The sequence below is a fragment of the Halobacillus sp. ACCC02827 genome (assembly GCF_030291935.1).
Classification (GTDB): Bacteria; Bacillota; Bacilli; order Bacillales; family Halobacillaceae; genus Halobacillus.
Map to the genome: position 1 here is coordinate 2,621,240 of NZ_CP128168.1, position 19,413 is coordinate 2,640,652.

A 19,413-nucleotide genomic window follows, 5' to 3' on the forward strand; every position below is an offset into this window, starting at 1 on the left:
GGGAACGTGTTATGCTGAATCCGAACTGCTGGAATGAATTTGATCGTTTGAAGACTGTCATCGTCTGTACACCATCCTGTCTCGATATTCCCGATCAGAAAACTGCGGATTATGTGCAGTGGGAAAAGCCCGTCCAATCCGACAAAGCTAGGGCCTCTTTCGAAGGCATGGTGGATGCGATGAAGACAGAGGGTGTAGAAGTGATCAACTACTGCAATTACTTGTCTAAAGAGGACCAAAACACCCATAAACAATTAATCAACCGTTATTTCACAAGAGATCTTGCCTGCAGTTTCGGATCGATATTCATCCCTGGTGAAGCTGGCACCTCTCTAAGACGGCCGGAATACCGGCTTGCGCATCCTCTTTTTGAGAAATGGACAAGTCCTGACCAATATTCTGTTGACTGGAACGATCCTCTGCACGCGCTCGAATTTGGAGATGTTCTCCTTCTCAGCAGAGATGCCGTCTTTATCAATGTAGGATTACGCTCCAGTCACGAGAGCGCACGACTTTTGAAAGATCGACTGCTTGCAAGCGGATTCTCAGAAGTCGGTATCATTGATCTGCCCCGACAAGGAGCGGAAATGCACTTGGATATGAACTGCGCCATCATAGGTGCGACTTCCATCCTCTGCAAAAGCTACATGCGTTTCTTTCCTGTGGAAGTATGGAAGGAGGATGGTGCTTCGTATATGATGACAGGCCCCTTCCTTGAGCGTCACGGCTATTCCCCCGTGTGGACCGATGATGTAAAGCATACTGTCGCAGATATTAACTTTCTTAATTTGGATCCGGAAACCATCCTGATCAGTACGAAAGCAAATAAAAAAATTCTTAAAGAAGATGTCTTCCGAAAGAAGCGGCTGATTGAAATTGATGTTGATGAACTGGAAAAAGGCGGTGGTGGAATACGCTGCATGACGCTGCCTGTGACAAGAGAATAAAAAAAGCTGCTCCTTCAGGGGCAGCTTTCTGTTTTTTAAGCATAAAAAAACCACCAATAGTATGTATTGGTGGAGACGGTGGGAGTCGAACCCACGTCCGGAGATATCGGCACTCGGGCTTCTACGGGCGTAGTTGATATATTATCATTCACTACCTCTTCGGCCTATCAACAGGCTTCCGAGGAGCTAGCCTGATTAGTCTCTTCGTCTCTCCTCAGGCGGTGGAGAAACGCGTAGCCCACTTCAGTTTGAGACCCTTCATCCAGCACATGGGCGATGCCGGGAAGGATCAGCTATAGACTACTTACGCAGCTACAGCTAGGTTTTGTTTAGATTCGCCAGTTATTATAGGCAAATGACGGTTTACGAGACGTCGCTCGACTCGCGACCCGAGCTCGACCTATCCCCGTCGAATCCGTAACGTCCCCGTTAGGATTAAAAGGGAGTACAGTCAAGCTGTATCCAATGTCATATTGACGACAAATATTATTATAACAGAAACATTTATTTTTTCAACCCGGAGCTACCGCAGGCTGTCTTTCATGGCGCGGTCAATTTCCCGTTTCTGCTGTTTCTGCTTCAAGTCTTCCCGTTTGTCATATTTCTTCTTCCCTTTACCGAGTCCAATTAAAACCTTCGCTACCCCGTTTTTTATATAGACTTTGAGCGGTACGACCGAATACCCTTTCTGCTGGGTCTGACCAATAAGCTGGTTGATTTCTTTTCGGTGCAGAAGCAGTTTACGCGCCCGAGTCGGGTCGTGATTGAAGATGTTCCCCTGTTCATAAGGCGAAATATGCATGTTATGGAGAAACACTTCCCCTTTATTAATCCGGGCGAAGCTGTCTTTCAAATTTAGGCGTCCATTACGGATCGACTTGATCTCCGTGCCCTGAAGGACAATGCCCGCTTCAAACGTCTCTTCTATATGGTAATCATGACGTGCTTTTTTATTTTGTGCTAATGTCTTTCCGTTTCCCTTAGGCATAAGCTTTCCTCCTCTTTCGCGTACCTTCTATTGTACCAAATGTACCCGTTGTTTCCAATTCCAAACGAACGTCGCAATTATCTGATTTATTAGAATAGACTTCTTTAAACGGCATATGAGAAGATGGAGGTATATATAGAAAAGGAGAACAAGCGATGGCTGATGTAAGGCGCTTAACACGAAACGACTATGATGTCTTTAAGCGAATGGATACAGGAATAGAAGATGATTACGTGCTGCGTATCTTTCCACGTTTAGTGGAATCGGATAACGAGTACTTGTACGGGATGTTTGAAGACGATGCCCTCCTTTCCATCTGCGGCATCAGTCTATATGGCAAGGGACGTTATGCGATGCTGGGGCGGCTGCGGAGTGACCTACGGCACCAAGGAAAGGGCTGCTCCACCAACCTGCTTTCCCGCGTTATTGAAGATTTTCAAATAAATGAAAATATCCGTTGGTTCGGAGGGCACACACAAATAAACAATAAAGCAGCGAGAAGAGTATTTTCCAAACTCGGTTTTCACGGTGAATCGGTTACTCATGCCGTCATCCTTAAGAAACCAGAGCACTTGAAAGGGCACACACCAGGGCCTGTCTGGGAGGAAGTCACCGATCCCTCTCATAAACGCAGCCTTCTGATGCAGTACGCTTCAAAGGTTTTCCCTTATGAATGCTACTATCCCCTTCCCTACGACGAGGTATTCTTTACAGATGCTTACATGAAAGCTTCCTCTTTCTACATAAACAAAGCAGAGGATCGTTTTATGATCATTAGAAATGATGTAAAAGGTGAAGCATATGCCCATGTGAAATACAGTTGGGATGATGCTTTTCATCAACCCGGTTTTTATGAAACCGTGCTGGAGTACTGGAAGAAGAACAGCGAAAATGATGGGTGCTGGTTTGACTTTACCGAAGCAGGCTTCCAAACCATCCCAAACACGACTGCCTTTGAATTTCAGGACCCTTGGATCCTGTACGGACAATGGAAGCGGAACCATCTTGACTTTTTAATGAAATCAACCTGTAAGTATTGACACGAGTGGGTTTAGTCTTTAAAATCCTGATGGTGAAACTTCTTCTCCAGAAAGGATAAATGATAAAATGAACTTTATTCAAGCCGTACAGCTGTTGGACGAAGGTAATGCATTACGACGTACTTCATGGACAAGTGCTGGATATATAACGAAGGACGAACAAGGAACGATAAGCTTTTTCGATCACAATGAACCGGCTATCTATCAACTCTCCACGACAGACGCTCTCGCAGACGACTGGGAGCAGGTAGAAAAAGACCGCTGGACGATCGTTTCCGTTTCTCACGATCGTGAACTGATGCAGGGCAGACTGTTCGTTTCCTACCAAATCTGCGCAGAACACAACGGCGAGGTTTTGAACAATCATTTGATCGACGAGCAGGAGCTGCCTCAATGGGCGCGCTATGTCGATGTAGACCTAAAAACCTCTTCCCGTCACCTCAACGAAAAAGACATCGAGAACGTACAGAACAAACTCAGTGCCTAAACAAAAAAGCCGTCCGCAATGGACGGCTTTTTTGTTATTTTTTCTTTTTCTTGCTTCCTTTTTTAGGAACGCCTTTATTTCTATAAAATGGTTTGTTTCCTTTTTGCTTGTTTTTCTTCTTATCTTTCTTCCGTTCCGGTCCTTTGGATTTAATCTGCTTCGGACGCTCCGGACGGGGACGCTGTTTACGGGGCTTCATACCGTCAATTTCGAAATCCACAACCCGTTCATCAAGATTTACATTCGTCACACGGATGGTGACTTCATCTCCAATACGGAAGACGTTCCCGGTCCTTTCTCCGATCATAGCGAACTGGTTTTCGTGGAAGGAATAGTAATCATCTGTTAAAGTACTAACATGAACAAGGCCCTCCACTGTATTCGGTAATTCAACGAACATACCGAAACTGGTGATGGAACTGATGACACCTTCAAACTCTTCCCCGATTTTATCCTGCATGAATTCCGCTTTTTTCAAATCATCTGTTTCCCGTTCGGCATCAACTGCCGCCCGTTCCATTTCGGACGAATGGCGGGCGATCTCCGGCATTTGATCTTTCCAATGCTTACGCGTCTTATAATCCAGCTTATCTTCTACAAGGTAAGTGCGGATCAGGCGATGCACAATTAAGTCCGGGTAACGGCGGATCGGAGATGTAAAGTGCGTATAGAAATCCGTTGCAAGACCGAAGTGTCCAAGGCTCTGCGGATCATACTTAGCCTGCTGCATGGATCTGAGCATCAGTTTTGATATGATCATGTCTTCCTGCGTCCCTTTGACTTCTTCCAACACTTTCTGCAGCGCCTGCGGGTGAACACTCTCGGCAGAGCCTTTAACGACATAGCCCAGGTTTGCTACAAATTCAAAGAACTTTTGCAGTTTCTCTTCATCCGGGTCCTGGTGAATCCGGTGAATGAAAGGGACCTCCATCCAGTGGAAGTGCTCCGCAACGGTTTCGTTGGCTGCAAGCATGAATTCTTCAATCAAACGCTCTGCCACCGACCGTTCCCGAAGCTTGACATCGACTGCTTTTCCTTCTTCGTCCACAACGACGCCGGCTTCTTTGAAATCGAAATCGATAGCTCCGCGTCCCATGCGTTTTCCGCGCAGCGTGCTGGCCAGTCTTTCCATTTCCCGGAACATCGGTACAAGGCTCTCATATTTCTTAATGAGTTCCTCATCCTCATCTTCAAGAATGCTGTTTACATCTTTATATGTCATTCGTTCATTTGTCTTGATCACACTTTGGAAAATTTCATGTTGGACTACTTCACCGCTGCTGTCGATTTCCATCTCGCAGGACAACGTCAACCTGTCCACCTGAGGATTCAGAGAGCAGATTCCATTCGATAACCGGTGAGGAATCATAGGAATAACCCGATCCACCAAATACACACTGGTCGCGCGTTCCCTCGCTTCTTTATCAATAGGAGATCCGTCTTTGACATAATAGGAAACATCTGCGATATGAACACCGAGTTTGAAATGGCCGTTATCCAGTTTCTTCACTGTAACCGCGTCATCCAAGTCCTTCGCATCCGCCCCGTCAATCGTAACGATCGTTTCATCACGAAGATCCCGACGGTTCTTAATTTCATCTTCACTGATTGTCTCCGGTGTATCCGCTGCCTGCTGCAGCACTTCTTCCGGAAAGTCCACCTTAATTCCGTGCTTATATATAATGGAAATGATATCGATACCCGGGTCATTTTTGTGACCAAGTATTTCAACAATTTCACCTTCCGCACTCATACGCCCTTCAGGGAATTTGGTGATATTGACGATGACTTTATGGCCGTCCACCGCACCATTCGTCTGTCCCTTCGGAATGAAAATATCATTAGGGATACGTTTATCATCCGCAATGACAAAACCGAAATTGCGGCTGGATTCATAGGTCCCCACCACGCGGGTTGTCGCTCTTTCAAGAATTCTGATAACCGCACCTTCCGGCCTTGTTCCATCTTCCTTCCGCTTCTCAATTCGAACAAGTACTTTGTCATTGTTCATGGAAGAATTCAAATCGGAATGATGGATGTACACATCATCTTTGTCTTCCTCATCAGGAATGAGGAATGCGAAACCTTTGGCATGCATTTGGATTCGTCCACGGATCAAATTCATCTTCTCCGGTAGACCGAAGCGGTTTTTCCTAGTACGAACGAGCTCCCCTTCCTCTTCCAGACTGTTCAGCGTCTTCATTAATTCCTTAAATGAATCAGCCCCATCAAGTTCCAATGCATCCTGCAATTCTTCGACGGATAATGGTTTGGAAATATGCTCCTGGAATAAATCTAATATCTTCTGCTTTAATTCTGAACTCAATTTGTCTTACCTCCTTTTAAATGAAGGACAAGACTCCGGTGTTTATGACCAATCCAATGATTCAAGGAATTCAAGTATATCTTCGTGAAGCTGTTCCTTTTCCTTATCCATCGTAATGACATGCCCGGAGTTTTTGTACCATTTAATATCTTTTTGATCTGCTTCCACCTGCTCATAGATGTAGTCAGCACTATCTGTGTTGATCATGTCATCCTGTGCAGCCTGGACAACGAAAGTCGGTGTGTAGATTTGGTCGACTTCATCGTGTACGCTTGTGATAAAAGCGCCAAGTTGTTTGAACATTTCAGACGATTCATCGAGCAGCTCAGCTACCTCTTTATCAATCGTTTCTTTATCTTTGCCTTCCAGTTGTTTGTACTGTCTTGCTTTGAATTCAAATCCTTGTGTGAGCTGTTTTTCGTTATCGAAGAACATCGGTGCACACATCGTAACAAGACCTTTAATCGGTTCGGAATAAGCGGTTTTCAATCCGAGCACACCGCCTAGGGAAAGACCAGCGACTGCAATCTTCTCGTAACCGGAATCCCGTAGATGGTTCAAGGAATCCTGTACATCCTTCCACCAATCCTCCGGTCTTGCATCGATCAAAGCTTCCAGTTCACGGCCGTGCCCTCTGTAAATGGGCGCATGAGCCGTATATCCGTTCTTTTGAAGGAATCGTCCCAGCATTCTCACATCGGCAGAATGCCCCGTGAATCCATGTAGTAATAATACCGCACGTTCTCCTCCTTCAAACGTAAATGGCTGAGGTTGTTTGATTTTCATATGTCATTCTCTCCTTACCTTCATCATTGTCCTAATTACGCTATTTCATTCTCTTACACAATCGTTTCTATTTTATCAAATGCAAGAAGAAGTGGCATTTCCTTTCCATGCATGCAGATCATGGAAGCAGGGGAATAAATAGAAAAACCGCGCTTAAAATAGGCGCGGTCTTATGTGCATCATTTTGTTTTACCCGAGAATATATGTCGCCAAGAAAGCGAAAACGAAGAACAGAACTCCTGTCACGATAGTTGCTCTGTGAAGGACTGCATCAATCCCTCTTGCTTTTTGCTTACCGAACAGCTGTTCCGCTCCGCCGGAAATAGCTCCGGACAGCCCGGCACTCTTTCCTGACTGCAGAAGAACCAGAATGATCAAAATAACCGTATCAATCGTCAATAAAGTAATCGCAAGTGTTTCCATAATATCCAACACCTCCCGGAAGACGTACAAATAACTAGTTTAAATGTAGCATAAACACCTTGTTCCAGCAAGATAATTATCCATTCCACTCTAAAATTTTTTGTAGGTTTTTCGCGTATTTTGACGAATTTCGTGTATAATGTTGAAAGTTATTGATTGTTTTTGATTATTTTTGGTTGCTTTATGTAAGTGCTTACTTTATTATGGTTGTAGGAATCATCGGAGAGGAGGATCGTGCATGCTCACGCCAGATCGTCACCAACTCATCCTGAAAGCAGTCAAAAACAATCACACAGCTAAGATACAACAACTGGTCGATGCTACGGGTGCTTCTGAATCAACGATCCGTCGTGACTTAGATCATTTGGAAAAGGAAGGGTTGCTGAGACGCGTCCACGGCGGTGCCTCCCTGAAGAGCTCTGCGAATACGGAACCGACGATGCGCGAGAAAGCTACCAAGTTTCACAAAGAAAAAACTCACATAGCAAAATTTGCCGCATCCCTTGTACAGGACGGCGATTGCATATTTCTTGATGCGGGTTCCACAACATTCGAAATGATTCCGTACCTTAAGCAAAACGACATCACTGTTGTAACGAACGGTCTATCCCATCTGGATGCCCTCAATGACCATCAGATAGCGACATACGTCTTAGGTGGAAGGGTCAAACACCGGACCGGCGCAGTCATAGGAGCCGGCGCTTTGGATAACTTGAAGCAGTATCGCTTTGATATCTGTTTCATGGGAGCGAACGGCGTCACCCTGGAGGACGGTTTTACGACACCGGATCCTGAAGAAGCTGTTATCAAACAAACGACGATCCGTTTTTCGCGGAAGCGTTATGTATTGATTGATCACTCGAAATTCGGGGAAGTCAGCTTCACTAAGATTTCCGATCTATCGGATGCTGAAATTGTGACAGACTATGATGGAGAAGACTTGAAAGAATATCAAAGCAAAACGAACATAAAGGTTGTGACTACATGATTTATACTTGTACATTGAATCCTTCCATTGATTACATTATGCATGTAGATGGATTCGAAGCCGGTGAATTGAACCGCGCAGAACGGACCTTCTACTACCCGGGCGGAAAAGGAATCAACGTGTCCCGCGTCATGGGCAGACTCGGTGTCGAAACAAAAGCACTCGGGTTCCTCGGCGGGTTCACGGGAGCGTTTGTAAAAGAAGCTCTTGAAGCGGAAAATGTATCCCACGACTTTATCGACACGAAGCAGAACACGCGTGTCAATGTTAAGTTGAAGAGCCAGGGTGAGTCTGAAATTAACGGTCCAGGACCTGAAATCTCAGAAATATTACAGGAAACCCTCCTTACACAAATCCGCAGTATGGATGAGAACGATACGCTTGTGCTTGCAGGAAGTGTCCCTTCCTCCCTGCCATCTGATTTCTACGTAACCGTTGTAGGTATCTGCGCAGAGAACCGAACGAAAGTAGTAGCCGATACTTCAGGAAAAGCACTCGAACAGCTGATCGGCCTTCCTTTATTCCTGCTGAAACCCAATCACCATGAACTTGGAGAGTTATTTGATGTAACGATAGACTCCAAAGAACTCGCAGCGGAGTATGGGAAGAAACTTTTGGACAAAGGTGTGGAGCACGTCATTGTATCAATGGGCGGCGAGGGCGCCGTTTATGTAGGAAAAGAGAGCGTTCGTTACGCCAATGTTCCGAAAGGTGTATTGAAGAATTCAGTAGGAGCCGGCGATTCTGTCGTATCCGGTTTTCTATCTGCCCTTCACCACGGCAAGCCGGAAGAGGAAGCATTCCGCTACGGCGTAGCTTCCGGAAGTGCTACAGCCTTCCAGGATGACCTTTGTCAGCAGGAAGACGTGGAGAAATTACTGCCAGAAATTAAATTAACTACTATTAAATAAGGAGTGTAACCATATGAAAATCACAGATCTTTTGACAAAAGACACCATTTTGTTGAACATGTCTGCCGCTTCTAAGCCGGAAGCGATCGATGAACTTGTCGGTAAGCTTGATACCGCAGGAAAATTGAATGACCGCGCTGCATTCAAACAGGCCATCGAAGCTCGGGAAGAACAAAGCACAACAGGAATCGGTGACGGAATTGCTATTCCTCACGCCAAAACAGCTGCTGTAAAAAATCCAGCGATCGCTTTTGGACGTTCCACAGAAGGATTGGATTACGAGTCACTGGACGGACAGCCGACAAACTTGTTCTTCATGATTGCGGCTTCTGAAGGTGCAAACAACGCTCACCTGGAAACGCTGTCCCGCCTTTCTTCCTTCTTGATGGACACGAATTTCCGCGAGAAGCTGGAAGCAGCAGAGACGGATGAAGACGTTCTCGCTGCTATTAACGCTAAAGAAGCGGAAGAAGAAGGCGAAGAAGAAACAGGAGACGGCGCATCCGGTAAAGTCCTTGCAGTCACTGCATGCCCAACAGGTATCGCTCACACGTACATGGCGGCTGATAAGTTGAAAGCAACAGCTAAAGACATGGGTGTCCAGATCAAAGTACAGACTAACGGGTCCAGTGGTGTAAAAAACCGTCTAACAGCAGAAGACATTGAAGAAGCAGACGCTATCATCGTAGCAGCTGATGTCAATGTGGATATGTCAGGATTCGCCGGCAAGCCGGTCATTCAAGTACCTGTTGCCAAAGCAATCCACGAAGCGAAAGAACTTATTCAGAAAGCAGTAGATAAAGACGCACCGATCTATCAAGGCGGAGGCGAGAAACAAGACAGCGGCTCTGATGCTAAAGGACGTTCCGGATTCTACAAGCACCTGATGAACGGTGTATCCAACATGCTTCCATTTGTTGTCGGAGGCGGAATTCTGATCGCTATTTCTTTCTTCTGGGGAATTAACTCCGCAGATCCGGCCAGCGGCGAATACAACCGCTTCGCAGAAATGCTGAACATCATTGGCGGCGCAAACGCATTCTTCCTGCTCGTTCCTGTCCTTGCCGGTTTCATCGCATCCAGTATTGCTGATAAACCAGGTTTCGCCCCAGGTATGATCGGTGGTTTGATTGCCGTTACTCAAACAGTTGAAGGTGCTGGAAACGGTTCTGGTTTCTTAGGCGGATTAATCGCCGGTTTCCTAGCCGGTTATTTAACACTCCTTGTGAAGAAAATGCTTGAAGGCCTGCCAGCTGTTATGGACGGATTGAAGACGGTTCTTCTATATCCTCTTTTTGCGATTTTCCTTACAGGAATGATTATGTTACTCATCAACCCTGCTCTAACAAGTGTATACACATGGCTCTTTGATTTACTTGACAGCATGAGCGGTTCCAACCTTGCCCTTCTCGGGTTAATTGTCGGCGGTATGATGGCTGTAGATATGGGTGGTCCCGTAAACAAAGCGGCTTACACGTTCGGTATCGCAGCTCTTGAGGCCGGAAACTACACGTTCATCGCAGCAGCGATGGCAGGTGGAATGGTTCCACCACTGGCTATGGCTCTTGCCACAACGCTTTTCAAAAATAAATTTACGAAAGAAGAACGCGAAACTGGAAAAGCAGCCTATCCACTCGGCGCATTCTTCATTACCGAGGGTGCGATTCCGTTTGCAGCAGCGGACCCGGCGCGTGTTATCCCGTCCATGGTGGCAGGTAGCGCCCTCGCCGGAATGTTGACAATGTTGTTCGGCATCGACCTACAGGCACCACACGGCGGAATTATTGTAGCTCCATTGGTGGCAGGTGGAATAACGCAAATTCTGCTTTACCTGGTGGCAATTATTGCCGGATCGATTCTTGGCGCAATTATTGTAGGATTGTTGAAAAAAGACCTAAGAAAAGCTTAAAATGATAAAGTTAGGGTATTTCCATCATTAACACTAATTCTTAGGAGGAATTATCATGGTAGAAAAAACTTTTAAAATTACATCTGCTGACGGTGTACACGCTCGTCCAGCCACTGTTCTCGTTCAGAACGCTGGTAAATACGAGTCTGATATCAACTTACATTACAAAGAGAAGGCCGTGAACCTGAAATCCATCATGGGAATCATGAGCCTTGGCATCCCTGCCGGCGCAGAAGTGAAGATTACTGCAGAAGGCAACGATGAACAAGAAGCAATCGATCATTTAGAAAACACTATGAAGAATGAAGGCTTGGGGGAATAACAGCATGACACAGCTTCAAGGTATTGCAGCTTCCAGCGGCATCGCCATAGCGAAAGTATATCGTCTGGAAGCTCCAGACCTTTCGTTCACGAAAAAAGATATTGAACAACCAGAAGAAGAAGTAAAACGCCTGCATGAGGCTTTGAACACTTCTAAATCAGAATTGGAGAAAATCAAGGAACATACGAAGAAATCACTTGGTGACGAACATGCAGAAATCTTTTCTGCTCACCTTTTGGTCCTTAGTGATCCGGAGTTGATCCAGCCTGTAGAAGATAAAATCAAGAGTGATAATGTAAATGCTGAGTTTGCCTTATCTGAAACGGCGGATATGTTTATCAACATGTTTGAAAGCATGGATAACGAGTACATGCGCGAACGTGCTGCTGATATCCGCGACGTTACAAAACGTGTTATGGCCCACCTTCTGGGTGTGACCTTCCCGGATCCAGCATTGATCAACGAAGAAGTAGTCATCGTTGCCGATGATCTTACTCCTTCTGATACAGCTCAATTAAACAAACAGTACGTTAAAGGGTTTACTACAGACATCGGAGGACGTACATCCCACTCCGCTATCATGGCCCGCTCGCTTGAAATCCCTGCGGTCGTAGGTACGAAGAACATCACTTCCCAGGCTGATAAAGATACGATGATCATCGTTGACGGTATCAGCGGAGATGTCATCATCGATCCTTCTGACGAGCAGATTGCAGCGTACAAACAGAAGCAGGATGATTTCGAGAAGCAGAAACAGGAATGGGCGAAGCTTAAAGATGAGCCGACCATCACTTCTGAAGGGGAGCACGTGGAGCTTGTTGCCAACATCGGTACTCCGGAAGACGTAGAAGGAGTTTTGAACAACGGCGGTGAAGGTGTCGGTCTGTATCGTACAGAATTCCTATACATGGGCAAAAGCCAGCTTCCAACAGAAGAAGAGCAATACGATGCGTATTCCTCCGTTCTGAAGCAAATGGGAGACAAACCAGTTGTTGTCCGGACGCTTGACATCGGCGGCGACAAAGAATTGGACTATTTGGAACTTCCACATGAAATGAACCCGTTCCTCGGCTATCGTGCTATCCGTCTCTGCCTTGAGCGCGACGATATTTTCCGTGTGCAGCTGAGAGCACTACTTCGTGCGAGCGTTCACGGGAACCTTAAAATCATGTTCCCTATGATTGCTACGCTGGACGAGTTCCGTCAGGCAAAAGCACTTCTTGAGGAAGAGAAAGCCAACTTGGTGAAGGAAGGTCAGGAAGTATCGGATGACATTGAAGTCGGTATGATGGTTGAGATCCCTGCTACGGCGGTCATCGCTCGTCAGTTCGCTAAAGAAGTCGACTTCTTCAGTATCGGTACAAATGACCTTATTCAATACACGATGGCTGCTGACCGTATGAACGAACGAGTATCCTACTTGTATCAACCATACAACCCTGCCATCCTGAACCTTATCAATAACGTGATTGAAGCTGCTCACGCCGAAGGCAAATGGGCAGGCATGTGTGGAGAGATGGCGGGAGACGAAATCGCTATCCCTATCCTGCTTGGACTCGGCTTGGACGAATTCAGTATGAGCGCCACATCCATTCTTCCTGCACGTACACAAATCAAAGATCTATCCAAGAAAGAGCTTGCTTCCTTCAAGGATCAGATTCTTTCTATGGGTACTGCAGAAGAAGTCGTTGATTTCATTAAAGAAAAGACACAGAAATAAAACTGGTATAACTAATTGCTTTGTGGGACAATAAGCGTGTGCTGATGCAAGTCTCAGTACGTCGAATCTGACGAAAGAGATGTGTTTCCATGACATTGACGATTCTCTTAATCGTGTGCATCGGTATTGTACTACTGATCGCCGCTATGTTTGGTTTTGCTGTCTCTAAAGGCTATGACTATAAACACACCGTCGATCCTTTGCCCGCAGAGGATCTCCATGAAGACAAACACAAAAAAGCTGACGCCCCTTAAGCGTCAGCTTTTTTTCTTTATTAGAGACCTTCTATGATCTTTCTGCCTATTACAAACCCCAAACCCCTGCCACGCAACGAAAACGCTTCTAACCATGGTCTTTGTCGCTTATAATGCCCACGTCGGGTTCACTCTGTTTATTATCGATCGATAATACTCAACTTCTTACCTATCTCCGTCCGCAGCTTCGGCTTAGGAACTCTCGCCGGATACCCCATCTGCAACACAGACACGAGACGGTGAATGTGCGGATCCAATCCGATATCACGGACGAACTCCGAATCGTACAAATAAGGATTCGTCGTCCACAGAACACCCACTCCAGATTCCCAGGCGAGAAGCTGAACATTTTGGATATAGGCGCATACCGCAGCATAATCTTCATCGTATTTCCTCTTATCCGGGTCCTTCTCCATATAAATAAGGGCATGATGAGGAATGCGCAATAAGAAATCACGGATACCTTCTCTCACTTTGGTTTGACGGTCTTCTTTGTATCCCGAGAAGAAGCCCTGCCTTTCATAGCTGCGGAGCACATTGTCCGCATACATTTTCACCCCCGCCCCCTGGTACATATAAATATTCCAAGGCTCCTTCATATGGTGGGTGGGAGCCCAGGAAGCTTTTGTGAAAATTCCCTCTAATACTCCTTCGGGAACCAACTCCTGTTTATACTCATGAACGGATCTTCGCCCGAGAATCGCATCTTGCAGCTCCATAAGTCACCTCACACAATTAAAATCTTCGTTACCTGCTGGCCCATCGAGTACCCCCACTCCTTCAGGAAAAAGGGTACTTTCGTTTCCAACGTCTCATAAGCACTATATTTCGTCGGGACGCCTCGTACGTTCATTCCCTGGTTCTTCGCCATCCCTACCGCACGCTTGAGGTGGAATTGATCACTGACGAGAATATACGTGTGAATCCCTTTTTGTTCGGCTACCTCTTTTGCATTCGTCAAATTCTCTTCCGTCACCATGGAACGATCCTCATAAAGAATATGCTCTTCCGGGACCCCATGCTCCATCGCATAGACCTTACCAGTCTCCCCTTCCGAAGAAGCTGCGTTTTCACTTCTACCACCTGTCAAGACGAGGTAGTCCACTTTCCCGTCCTTATACAGTTCAATCCCCTGTTTCAGTCTTCCTTCAAAGACAGGGCTTGGTTTTCCATTCCATTGAGCGGCTCCGAGGACGATGGCTGCATCTGCTTTTTGAACAGGCTCCTCTTCTCCATAGGTCCACACAGAATATGCGGTATAAATACTGTATATAAAGACAATTAAACATACGAATTTGGCTACTCGTTTCATACATTCGTTCTCCTACTCCTGATAATCTTTTCCTATCATATCATAGAAAAAAGCCCCTCTGAATAATCAGAGAGGCTCAATTTGAAAAAATTATTTATTCAGGTTGTAGAACGCTTTTTCACCTGCATAGTTAGCTGTTCCAAGCAACTGATCTTCAATACGAAGAAGCTGGTTGTATTTAGCTACACGGTCTGTACGGGACGGTGCACCAGTCTTAATTTGACCAGCGTTCGTCGCAACTGCGATGTCAGCAATTGTAGCGTCTTCTGTTTCACCGGAGCGGTGGGAGATGACTGCTGTGTAACCTGCACGTTTAGCCATTTCGATCGCTTCGAATGTTTCTGTAAGCGTACCAATTTGGTTAACTTTAATCAGGATAGAGTTGCCAACGCCTTCTTCAATCGCACGGCTTAGTTTAGCTGTGTTTGTAACGAACAAGTCGTCACCAACAAGCTGTACGCGGTCGCCGATACGGTCTGTAAGAAGCTTCGTACCTTCCCAGTCGTTCTCATCAAGACCGTCTTCAATTGATACGATCGGGTACTTGTTAACAAGCTCTTCGTACCAGTCAACCATTTCTTCAGAAGTACGTACGACACCTTCACCTTTAAGGTTATATTTGCCGTCTTCATAGATTTCAGAAGATGCTACGTCCATAGCAAGCTTAACTTCTGCATCCGGCTTGTAGCCTGCTGCTTCAATTGCTTCAATAATTGTAGATAGTGCTTCTTCGTTGGATTGAAGGTTTGGAGCGAATCCGCCTTCGTCACCAACACCAGTGTTGTAGCCTTTGTTCTTAAGAACTGTCTTAAGGGAGTGGAAAATTTCCGCACCCATACGTAGAGCTTCTTTGAAAGTAGGAGCGCCCACAGGCATGACCATGAATTCTTGGATATCTACGTTGTTATCCGCGTGCTCTCCACCGTTTAGGATGTTCATCATCGGTGTTGGAAGAGTAGAAGCAGTGAATCCTCCAAGATATTTGTAAAGTGGAAGACCTACAACATCTGCAGCCGCGTGTGCAACAGCCATGGAAACACCAAGAATTGCATTCGCACCAAGGTTTCCTTTGTTTTCTGTACCATCAAGTTCTCTCATCATTTGGTCGATAAGGACTTGTTGTGTAACGTCCATTCCAAGAAGTTTTGGAGCAATTGTTTCATTTACGTTGGCAACTGCTTTTTCAACACCTTTACCAAGGTAGCGTTCTTTGTCACCGTCACGAAGTTCAACTGCTTCATATTCACCAGTTGAAGCTCCACTTGGTACAAGTGCTGTACCGAAAGCTCCGGATTCTGTATAAACTTCTACTTCTACAGTTGGGTTACCACGAGAGTCAAGGACTTCGCGTGCATATACGTCAGTAATGTATGGCATATAAATTCTCTCCCTTAATTATTTGATTAATGATTTTCCTGTCATTTCTTCTGGTTGCTCGACATCCAATAGTTCAAGAAGCGTCGGTGAAAGATCGCCCAGAATTCCGCCTTCGCGAAGTTCTACGCCTTCTTTCGTTACGATTACAGGAACCGGGTTCGTCGTGTGTGCCGTCATCGCATCACCGTCCAAGGTCGTCACCTCGTCGGAATTACCATGATCGGCCGTGATGATCGCATGGCCGCCTTTTTCAAGGATTTTGTCTACGATTTTACCTAGACATTCATCGACCGCTTCTATCGCTTTGACTGTCGGCTCAAGCATGCCGGAGTGACCAACCATATCCGGGTTGGCAAAGTTGAGGATGATAGCATTATGCTTATCCGCATCCAATTCACCCAGTAGAGCATCCGTTACTTCGTAGGCGCTCATTTCCGGTTTAAGGTCGTATGTCGCCACTTTCGGAGAATCGATGAGGATGCGCTCTTCCCCTTCAAATTCTTGCTCGCGGCCACCGCTCATGAAGAACGTTACGTGCGGGTATTTCTCCGTTTCCGCAATACGCAGTTGCTTCATATCATTAGATGCAAGTACTTCTCCGACCGTATTCTTCAGATTGTTCGGAGGAAAAGCAACTTTACTGTTCACTTGATCGCTGTATTGAGTCATTCCTACGAAGTGAAGATTCTTAGGAGCTTCTTCTCCACGATCGTAGTCACTGAAATCATCGTTGGCGAACGCCTTGGAAAGCTGGATCGCACGGTCAGGACGGAAGTTGAAGAATACAACACTTTCTTCATCTTCTACCGTTCCGAGCGGTTGTCCGTTTTCATCAGTCAGAACGACCGGCTCAACGAATTCATCGTACACGTTTTCTGCGTAGGAATCATCCATCGCTTTAATTGGATCCTGATACTTAGATCCTTCTCCATAAGCGATGGCGTCATAAGCCTTCTTCACACGTTCCCAGCGATTGTCACGGTCCATCGCAAAATAACGACCGGAAAGCGTCGCAATTTGACCAATACCAATTTCTTTCATCGCTTCCTGTGCCTGCTTGATGTACGTTTTCGCTGACTGCTGTCCTACGTCACGACCATCTAGGAATGCGTGGATAAATACTTTCTCCAGCCCTTCCTGTTTAGCAAGCTTTAATGTTGCAATCATATGATCGATATGACTGTGAATTCCACCGTCGGAAAGCAGACCGAAAATGTGAAGCGCTTTGCCGTTTTCTTTTGCATGGCGAACGGCGTTCAGCAATACTTCATTTTCAAAGAAATCTCCTTCACGGATGGAAAGATTGATTCTTGTCAAGCTTTGGTAGACCACCCGGCCTGCACCAATATTTAAGTGACCCACTTCTGAGTTACCCATTTGACCTTCCGGAAGCCCAACCGCTTCTCCACTAGCCGTAAGCTGGGAGTGGGGGTAATTGTTCCAGTACCGATCAAAATTTGGTGTGTTCGCCTGTTTGACGGCATTCCCCTTCTCTTCCTCGCGGATAGCGAAGCCGTCAAGGATGATCAAGGCAGCAAGGTTTTGATTACTCATGCTTACCTGCCTCCACTAATTTCAAGAAAGAATCCGCTTCTAAGCTGGCACCGCCGACAAGTGCGCCGTCGATATCAGACTGGGATAGAAGTTCCTCTACGTTAGCAGGCTTCACGCTTCCACCGTACTGGATACGTACAGCTTCTGCAGCTTCTGTGTTAACAAATTCGCTGACAACTTTACGAATGTATGTGCATACTTCATTTGCCTGCTCGGAAGTAGCTGTACGACCGGTACCGATCGCCCAGATAGGCTCGTAAGCAATGATGGATTCTGCACACTGTTCATTTGTAAGACCGTCCAACGCTTTCTTCACTTGCGTTTCAACAACGTCCATTGTCTGGTCCGCTTCACGCTGTTCAAGGGATTCCCCTACACAGATGATTGGAGTCAAACCGTGCTTGAATGCCGCATGGACTTTCTTGTTTACTTCTTCGTCTGTTTCTTTGAAGATCTCGCGACGCTCGGAGTGACCAAGTACGACATGGGACACGCCAAGTTCTTTCAGCATAACCGGACTAACTTCCCCAGTGAATGCTCCGTTTTCTTCAAAGTGCATATTCTGTGCACCGATTTTCAGGCTTGTACCTTCCGTCTCTTCTACCAGTTTCTGTAGAAAAGGGAACGGAGCACAAACGATGGATTCCACTTGCTCGGAAGAAGGAACCTCATTTTTTGTCGTCTGAACAAAATCAGCCGCTTCACGGTGATTCTTATTCATTTTCCAGTTACCTGCAATGACTTGTTTACGCATAATGATTCACCTCTCCTTTATTATTTATCGTTCAATAGAGCGACGCCTGGAAGTTCTTTACCTTCCATGAATTCAAGAGAAGCACCGCCGCCTGTGGATACGTGATCCATGGCGTCTGCAAATCCGAATTTCTCGACAGCCGCCGCAGAGTCGCCTCCACCAATGACTGTATATCCTTCCGTTTCAGAAAGAGCGTTGGCTACAGCTTTCGTACCGTTAGCGAAAGATTCAATTTCAAATACGCCCATTGGTCCGTTCCAAATTACAAGTTTGGAATCCTTGATGACTTTAGCGTATTTCTCTCTCGTTTTCGGTCCGATATCAAGCGCTTCCCAATCAGCAGGAATGCTGTCGATCGCAACTTCTTTTTTATTGGCAGAATCAGAGAAGTCGTCGGCTACGACAACATCTTCAGGCATATAGAAGTTCACGCCTTTTTCTTCTGCTTTCTTCATGTATTCCTTCGCCAGATCGATTTTATCTTCTTCCAACAGGGATTTACCAATTTCGTGGCCAAGAGACTTCACGAATGTATAAGCAAGTCCTCCACCGATAATCAGATTATCGACTTTGTCTAGCAGATTATCGATCACACCAATTTTGTCTTTAACTTTCGCGCCGCCGACAATTGCCGTGAACGGACGCTCCGGATCTGATAGAGCTTTACCGAGTACATTGATCTCTTTCTCCATCAAGAAGCCAGCTACAGCAGGAACATGCTCGGCAATACCAGCTGTAGAAGCATGTGCACGGTGAGCTGCACCGAAGGCATCATTCACATAGAGGTCAGCCAAATCTGCGAATGCTTTCGCCAAATCTGCGTCATTCTTCTCTTCACCAGGGTGAAAACGGACGTTTTCGATTAGGACGATGTCGCCGTTTGCCATGTCAGACACAGCTTTGTTCACTTCGTCTCCTACTACTTCGTCTGTCTTCGTAACCGTCTGCCCCAGCAGATCGCTTAGACGCTTCGCAACAGGATCAAGACGCAGGTCTTCTACTACTTCTCCCTTAGGACGTCCAAGGTGACTTGCAAGAACGACTTTCGCTCCGTTGCCAGTCAGGTGTTTGATGGTAGGAAGGGCAGCTTTAATTCTAGTGTCATCTGTCACTTCTCCATCAGCCATAGGTACGTTGAAGTCCACACGGCAGAAAACCGTCTTCCCTTGTACTTCTACGTCGCGGATTGTTTGCTTGTTCATAGAATGACAACCTCCTTAGAGTTGTGTTTGATGTCCCCTTATGTACGTTTCCACATCTTCCTGATATGGAAACGCCGTCTGAACGGGAACCAATAAAACATGGATAAAGGAGG

At 46.0% G+C, this 19,413-nt stretch carries 19 protein-coding genes and 1 other RNA gene; 9 read left to right on the plus strand and 11 right to left on the minus strand.

The genetic code is table 11. The annotated features are described in order from the left end of the window. The first annotated feature begins 11 nt into the window (after positions 1-11). Complete coding sequence (locus QRD89_RS13955; RefSeq protein WP_008634124.1) at positions 12-947, plus strand: arginine deiminase family protein; 936 nt, start codon at positions 12-14, stop codon at positions 945-947. 67 nt (positions 948-1,014) lie between these two features. Here the strand turns inward: QRD89_RS13955 and ssrA are convergent. Together ssrA and smpB are read right to left on the minus strand one after the other, a co-directional pair. After that, positions 1,015-1,375, minus strand: a transfer-messenger RNA (tmRNA) gene (gene ssrA / locus QRD89_RS13960). 95 nt (positions 1,376-1,470) lie between these two features. Beyond that, positions 1,471-1,935, minus strand: a complete 465-nt coding sequence (gene smpB, locus QRD89_RS13965) for an SsrA-binding protein SmpB (protein WP_008634122.1) — start codon at positions 1,933-1,935, stop codon at positions 1,471-1,473. A gap of 155 nt (positions 1,936-2,090) precedes the next feature. Between smpB and QRD89_RS13970 the strand changes: the two genes are divergently transcribed. Both QRD89_RS13970 and QRD89_RS13975 read left to right on the plus strand, forming a co-directional pair. Further along, complete coding sequence (locus QRD89_RS13970) at positions 2,091-2,975, plus strand: GNAT family N-acetyltransferase (protein WP_286095506.1); 885 nt, start codon at positions 2,091-2,093, stop codon at positions 2,973-2,975. A gap of 67 nt (positions 2,976-3,042) precedes the next feature. After that, positions 3,043-3,462 carry a Thoeris anti-defense Tad2 family protein gene (locus QRD89_RS13975; RefSeq protein WP_026578242.1) on the plus strand — a complete coding sequence of 140 codons (420 nt, stop codon included), beginning with the start codon at positions 3,043-3,045 and terminating at the stop codon, positions 3,460-3,462. Between the two features lie 34 nt (positions 3,463-3,496). On the opposite strand, the gene rnr is transcribed toward QRD89_RS13975, so the two are convergent. The 3 genes from rnr to secG all read right to left on the minus strand — a co-directional run bounded on the left by rnr (position 3,497) and on the right by secG (position 6,997). Further along, positions 3,497-5,788, minus strand: coding sequence for a ribonuclease R (rnr, locus tag QRD89_RS13980; RefSeq protein WP_008634116.1), 2,292 nt, complete (start codon positions 5,786-5,788; stop codon positions 3,497-3,499). A gap of 42 nt (positions 5,789-5,830) precedes the next feature. Continuing rightward, positions 5,831-6,574 (minus strand): alpha/beta hydrolase, encoded by a 744-nt coding sequence (locus QRD89_RS13985; protein WP_008634114.1) that lies wholly within the window; start codon positions 6,572-6,574, stop codon positions 5,831-5,833. Between the two features lie 189 nt (positions 6,575-6,763). Next, complete coding sequence (gene secG, locus QRD89_RS13990) at positions 6,764-6,997, minus strand: preprotein translocase subunit SecG (protein ID WP_008634112.1); 234 nt, start codon at positions 6,995-6,997, stop codon at positions 6,764-6,766. 238 nt (positions 6,998-7,235) lie between these two features. On the opposite strand from secG, the gene QRD89_RS13995 reads away from it, so the two are divergent. The 6 genes from QRD89_RS13995 to ytzI all read left to right on the plus strand — a co-directional run bounded on the left by QRD89_RS13995 (position 7,236) and on the right by ytzI (position 13,101). Continuing rightward, positions 7,236-7,985, plus strand: coding sequence for a DeoR/GlpR family DNA-binding transcription regulator (locus tag QRD89_RS13995; RefSeq protein WP_008634110.1), 750 nt, complete (start codon positions 7,236-7,238; stop codon positions 7,983-7,985). Next, the gene (gene pfkB / locus QRD89_RS14000; RefSeq protein ID WP_286095511.1) at positions 7,982-8,896 is read left to right on the plus strand and encodes a 1-phosphofructokinase; all 915 of its coding nucleotides are present in this window, start codon (positions 7,982-7,984) and stop codon (positions 8,894-8,896) included. Before QRD89_RS13995 ends, pfkB begins: the two co-directional genes overlap by 4 nt. A gap of 13 nt (positions 8,897-8,909) precedes the next feature. Beyond that, positions 8,910-10,805, plus strand: a complete 1,896-nt coding sequence (locus QRD89_RS14005; RefSeq protein ID WP_008634108.1) for a PTS fructose transporter subunit IIABC — start codon at positions 8,910-8,912, stop codon at positions 10,803-10,805. 55 nt (positions 10,806-10,860) lie between these two features. Further along, positions 10,861-11,127 (plus strand): phosphocarrier protein HPr, encoded by a 267-nt coding sequence (locus QRD89_RS14010; RefSeq protein WP_008634107.1) that lies wholly within the window; start codon positions 10,861-10,863, stop codon positions 11,125-11,127. Positions 11,128-11,131: 4 nt separating this feature from the next. Further along, on the plus strand, positions 11,132-12,847 hold the full coding sequence (gene ptsP / locus QRD89_RS14015) for a phosphoenolpyruvate--protein phosphotransferase (RefSeq protein ID WP_286095513.1): 1,716 nt from the start codon (positions 11,132-11,134) through the stop codon (positions 12,845-12,847). An 89-nt stretch (positions 12,848-12,936) separates the two neighbouring features. Continuing rightward, positions 12,937-13,101 carry a YtzI protein gene (gene ytzI / locus QRD89_RS14020; protein ID WP_008634105.1) on the plus strand — a complete coding sequence of 55 codons (165 nt, stop codon included), beginning with the start codon at positions 12,937-12,939 and terminating at the stop codon, positions 13,099-13,101. A 140-nt stretch (positions 13,102-13,241) separates the two neighbouring features. On the opposite strand, the gene QRD89_RS14025 is transcribed toward ytzI, so the two are convergent. From QRD89_RS14025 to QRD89_RS14050, 6 genes are all read right to left on the minus strand, one after another. Then, a complete protein-coding gene (locus QRD89_RS14025; RefSeq protein WP_286095515.1) occupies positions 13,242-13,820 on the minus strand; it encodes a nitroreductase family protein in 579 nt (192 codons plus the stop codon). An 8-nt stretch (positions 13,821-13,828) separates the two neighbouring features. Continuing rightward, complete coding sequence (locus QRD89_RS14030) at positions 13,829-14,413, minus strand: YdcF family protein (protein WP_286095517.1); 585 nt, start codon at positions 14,411-14,413, stop codon at positions 13,829-13,831. A 90-nt stretch (positions 14,414-14,503) separates the two neighbouring features. Then, entirely contained in the window at positions 14,504-15,790 is a 1,287-nt protein-coding gene (eno, locus tag QRD89_RS14035; protein WP_026578238.1) for a phosphopyruvate hydratase, read from the minus strand. Positions 15,791-15,808: 18 nt separating this feature from the next. Further along, positions 15,809-17,344, minus strand: a complete 1,536-nt coding sequence (gene gpmI / locus QRD89_RS14040; protein WP_008634101.1) for a 2,3-bisphosphoglycerate-independent phosphoglycerate mutase — start codon at positions 17,342-17,344, stop codon at positions 15,809-15,811. Further along, positions 17,337-18,098, minus strand: coding sequence for a triose-phosphate isomerase (gene tpiA / locus QRD89_RS14045; RefSeq protein WP_008634100.1), 762 nt, complete (start codon positions 18,096-18,098; stop codon positions 17,337-17,339). Before tpiA ends, gpmI begins: the two co-directional genes overlap by 8 nt. A gap of 20 nt (positions 18,099-18,118) precedes the next feature. After that, a complete protein-coding gene (locus QRD89_RS14050; protein WP_008634099.1) occupies positions 18,119-19,300 on the minus strand; it encodes a phosphoglycerate kinase in 1,182 nt (393 codons plus the stop codon). Positions 19,301-19,413: the final 113 nt, after the last annotated feature.

Bases quoted from the DNA above. Each gene is read 5' to 3' on its own strand.
- QRD89_RS13955 (WP_008634124.1), top strand. From the start codon at position 12: ATGCTGAATCCGAACTGCTGGAATGAATTTGATCGTTTGAAGACTGTC.
- smpB (WP_008634122.1), bottom strand. From the start codon at position 1,935: ATGCCTAAGGGAAACGGAAAGACATTAGCACAAAATAAAAAAGCACGT.
- QRD89_RS13970 (WP_286095506.1), top strand. From the start codon at position 2,091: ATGGCTGATGTAAGGCGCTTAACACGAAACGACTATGATGTCTTTAAG.
- QRD89_RS13975 (WP_026578242.1), top strand. From the start codon at position 3,043: ATGAACTTTATTCAAGCCGTACAGCTGTTGGACGAAGGTAATGCATTA.
- QRD89_RS13985 (WP_008634114.1), bottom strand. From the start codon at position 6,574: ATGAAAATCAAACAACCTCAGCCATTTACGTTTGAAGGAGGAGAACGT.
- secG (WP_008634112.1), bottom strand. From the start codon at position 6,997: ATGGAAACACTTGCGATTACTTTATTGACGATTGATACGGTTATTTTG.
- QRD89_RS13995 (WP_008634110.1), top strand. From the start codon at position 7,236: ATGCTCACGCCAGATCGTCACCAACTCATCCTGAAAGCAGTCAAAAAC.
- pfkB (WP_286095511.1), top strand. From the start codon at position 7,982: ATGATTTATACTTGTACATTGAATCCTTCCATTGATTACATTATGCAT.
- QRD89_RS14005 (WP_008634108.1), top strand. From the start codon at position 8,910: ATGAAAATCACAGATCTTTTGACAAAAGACACCATTTTGTTGAACATG.
- QRD89_RS14010 (WP_008634107.1), top strand. From the start codon at position 10,861: ATGGTAGAAAAAACTTTTAAAATTACATCTGCTGACGGTGTACACGCT.
- ptsP (WP_286095513.1), top strand. From the start codon at position 11,132: ATGACACAGCTTCAAGGTATTGCAGCTTCCAGCGGCATCGCCATAGCG.
- ytzI (WP_008634105.1), top strand. From the start codon at position 12,937: ATGACATTGACGATTCTCTTAATCGTGTGCATCGGTATTGTACTACTG.
- QRD89_RS14025 (WP_286095515.1), bottom strand. From the start codon at position 13,820: ATGGAGCTGCAAGATGCGATTCTCGGGCGAAGATCCGTTCATGAGTAT.
- QRD89_RS14030 (WP_286095517.1), bottom strand. From the start codon at position 14,413: ATGAAACGAGTAGCCAAATTCGTATGTTTAATTGTCTTTATATACAGT.
- eno (WP_026578238.1), bottom strand. From the start codon at position 15,790: ATGCCATACATTACTGACGTATATGCACGCGAAGTCCTTGACTCTCGT.
- gpmI (WP_008634101.1), bottom strand. From the start codon at position 17,344: ATGAGTAATCAAAACCTTGCTGCCTTGATCATCCTTGACGGCTTCGCT.
- tpiA (WP_008634100.1), bottom strand. From the start codon at position 18,098: ATGCGTAAACAAGTCATTGCAGGTAACTGGAAAATGAATAAGAATCAC.
- QRD89_RS14050 (WP_008634099.1), bottom strand. From the start codon at position 19,300: ATGAACAAGCAAACAATCCGCGACGTAGAAGTACAAGGGAAGACGGTT.